The 3,029-nt window shown below is 37.5% G+C and carries 5 protein-coding genes; 2 read left to right on the top strand and 3 right to left on the bottom strand.

Features of this window, described 5'->3' with window-relative positions:
- Positions 1 to 78 precede the first annotated feature (78 nt).
- The 3 genes from ACFIJP_RS08685 to ACFIJP_RS08675 form a co-directional block, all read right to left on the bottom strand.
- Positions 79 to 822, bottom strand: coding sequence for an antA/AntB antirepressor family protein (locus ACFIJP_RS08685; protein ID WP_375626999.1), 744 nt, complete (start codon positions 820 to 822; stop codon positions 79 to 81).
- Between the two features lie 69 nt (positions 823 to 891).
- Positions 892 to 1,272 carry a hypothetical protein gene (locus ACFIJP_RS08680; protein WP_375621921.1) on the bottom strand — a complete coding sequence of 127 codons (381 nt, stop codon included), beginning with the start codon at positions 1,270 to 1,272 and terminating at the stop codon, positions 892 to 894.
- A gap of 227 nt (positions 1,273 to 1,499) precedes the next feature.
- Positions 1,500 to 1,832, bottom strand: a complete 333-nt coding sequence (locus tag ACFIJP_RS08675) for a hypothetical protein (RefSeq protein WP_375626997.1) — start codon at positions 1,830 to 1,832, stop codon at positions 1,500 to 1,502.
- Between the two features lie 105 nt (positions 1,833 to 1,937).
- Here ACFIJP_RS08675 and ACFIJP_RS08670 point away from each other — a divergent pair, with 105 nt between their 5' ends.
- Complete coding sequence (locus ACFIJP_RS08670; RefSeq protein ID WP_375627000.1) at positions 1,938 to 2,255, top strand: hypothetical protein; 318 nt, start codon at positions 1,938 to 1,940, stop codon at positions 2,253 to 2,255.
- Between the two features lie 10 nt (positions 2,256 to 2,265).
- Positions 2,266 to 3,029, top strand: a 764-nt coding sequence (locus ACFIJP_RS08665; RefSeq protein ID WP_375626996.1) for a dATP/dGTP diphosphohydrolase domain-containing protein, incomplete at its 3' end; no start/stop codon positions are given.

Raw genomic sequence — 3,029 nt, 5'->3', positions numbered from 1 at the left:
AATGCGGTGGAGAGTTTTGCCCCCAACTTCGATTGTTTCATCAGTAAATTCGTATTTTTTTTCCATGGTTTATTTCCCTTAATGCATGTTTTGTTTTTTAATCTCTTGAGACAACATACCAATTCCTTTTGCTGTGATTTTTGCGCAAGGAATGACTTTTTCTATTCCACTTGCGGTTTGAAGTGTAATGGTGGGACAATCCATTAGTCCTTTTTGGATTTTATCCTGATAAGGCAATAAGCGATCCCCGAAAGTGCGTCGATACACCCATCCTTTTTTCTGTAGGAAGAGAATGAATTGTTTTGGTTGCATTTCGAGCACTTTAGCGGCTTCAGTAAGACCGAAGAGCCCATCAGAGCGTTGTAAGCTTTCAAGAGCCATTGCTTTTGGTTTTAAATCTTCAATGATGATGTCTTTACGCTCATTTTCATTTTTTAGATGAGTTAATACACCTAACATTACTTGTGGACTTGAGTAATCGATTTGTGGTGTAAGAACTTGCTTTGCACGCCGCTCGCATTCAATAAAATATTGACGGGCTTGTTTACCTTTCTTATTGTTTTCAAGCATAGAAAGCTCTTTGGCTACGCTTAGAGTTAGATGATAGTCTTTACGATTGTGACCACCCCTTCCTTTGCTTCCCAAAATAGGGAAGCAAACAAAGTCTTGATTTTCTACCAAATTATATTTGTTGATACGTTCAGTAATCCAGTCCGCAAATTTTTTACCTACTTCTAAAAAACTATGCAAATCACGTGCGTTGACTGTTTGAACGCTTTCTTCGTTAATGGTGTTATTTGTAATAGTGATAGGATTATCCATTTTTATAATCTCTTTGAATTACCAATATTGATAAGAGAAGGTGGCGTCTTTTAAAAACGCCTTTAGCTTTTAAAGCACATCACAAGGACGCAAACGGTGTTGTTTTTCGTAAGAACCATACATTGCATCATCATATTCGCGCTGTTTTATATCATCTAAAAAAAAACCGTATGCTGTGCTGTGTAGAATAAAATCGTGAGGAATGTTTCCGTTGAAACACTGCTCTTCACATTCTTTAAGATAGAATTCGGCAATATCTTCAGAGATATCTTCGCAACGATTAGTCGTTGGTTCAATACGCAAAATTTGGACAGCATTATCGGCTTGGTCGATAAATTTGATCATGTCACTTTCTTCTAAGAAAGGACCAGATTTAGCGAGATTTTGCTCTTCATTTTCGCACATCACTAAGAGAATTTCATCAGAATTTATAAACACTGGTTTATTCACAAATGCCTCCATACAGCCTATTGGCAAAAGTTATTTTCTAAGATATGGAGTGAATATATTTTCGCTTTACGGTAATGTCAACATAAAAATACCGTATAACGAAAATTATTTTATGAGTATTCATCTAAAGATTAGTGTGTTTTTATAGATATTTGGAGATTTTATGAAAGGTTATAAGACTGCCAAAAGAAAATTTTTACAATTGTCAAATGAAGAAAAAACAGCAGTTATCGCTTTTTTGATTCGATTAAAGTATGAAGAAACGCTAAAACTGCCCTCCGTTCTTCTTCATTGCAAGACGAATATAGATCATAAAAATCTTGATCTATCTTGCTTAAAGCCGGATACGGAGGATACTCCTTAAAGAAACTGTGTAGCTTCACTAGCTCTTCTGCGGTGATATCACGGTAGGCTTTAGAGTCAGAGTCATCAATCGATAATAAGCGCGTAATAGATGATGGACTCAATCCTAAATGTTGCCCTAAAGCCTTACGGCTTCCATGCCCCATTTCATTTAATTTTTCATTAATCCACATTTTTATTAGCTTTTGAAAATCCATTTTATTTTTCTCTCTTAAAATTATTAAATAATCAATATTGCGTATTACGAAAATTTTGCTTATATTTGCGTAATACGTAAATATATGACAGAAATTTTGGATTACATGATTACTCCAGCAGTTATGATTATAAAATATTTAGGTGGTGCAAAACGTGTGTCGTTGATTTCTCAATGCCATGTGTCTGCTGTTTATAAATGGACTTACCCCTTTGAAAAGCGAGAGGGTAAAGGCGGCATCATTCCAGCTAAATACCAAATTATGCTTTTGAACTATGCACGTGAGCATGGGATAGATTTGCGTCCAGAAGATTTTTTTTATCCCGAGCGCTTGCAGAGATTAATGCAAGAGCAACACCCCCCAATGACTACATTTGCAAAAAGTTCCGGCGTTGATAGCGCGCGTGAGACTTTGCAGCCTTAAGGAGGTGATGATGGCTGTAGAAAAGAAATATGAATTCACGGATGAGACACGTGTTTTTGGTAATCACACACTTCATCGTATTAAAGCCTTAAGAGATTTTGGAGATGTGAAGGCTGGAGAGATTGGGGGGTATATCGAAAAAGAGAGCAACTTAAGTCATCATGGTGAATGTTGGGTTGCTCAGAAGGCTTGTGTTTTTGATAATGCCAAGGTTTATGAAAATGCATGGGTTTTTAATGGAGCCAATGTTTATGAAAACGCCCGTGTTTATGGCAATGCCCGTGTTGGTATAGATGCTTTTATTTATGGAGATAGTTATGTTTATGGCAATGCCCATATTTATGGCAGAGCTAGAGTTTATGAAAATGCTCGTGTTAGTGGGCATGCGCATGTTAGTGACCATGCCCGTGTTTATGGCAATGCCAAGGTTTGTGGCTATGTCTGTGTTAGTAATGATGCTTCGGTTTATGGCAATGCGCATGTGTATGGGAATGCTAAGGTTTGTGAAAATGCTCGTGTTTACGGAAATTCCAAGGTTTGTGGATATACCAAGGTTTGTGGCTATGGAGAGGTTAGCGATAACGACGAAGTTTACATGCGTAAACACGTTTCATATAGCACAAACGAAGCGCATAAGAATGATGATGGTAAGCCTCGTATAGAGCTTATACCGCCGTTGGCACTGATTGAAATCGGCAAAGTTTTAGAGTTTGGGGCAAAGAAGTACGGAGCAAACAATTGGCGTAATGGCATGCACTGGAGCAGGTTTCACGG

Origin of the sequence: Bartonella sp. MU37NMGALS, from assembly GCF_042194015.1 — a bacterium.
Taxonomy (GTDB): domain Bacteria; phylum Pseudomonadota; class Alphaproteobacteria; order Rhizobiales; family Rhizobiaceae; genus Bartonella; species Bartonella grahamii.
This window is presented reverse-complemented; position numbering and strand designations above follow the sequence as displayed.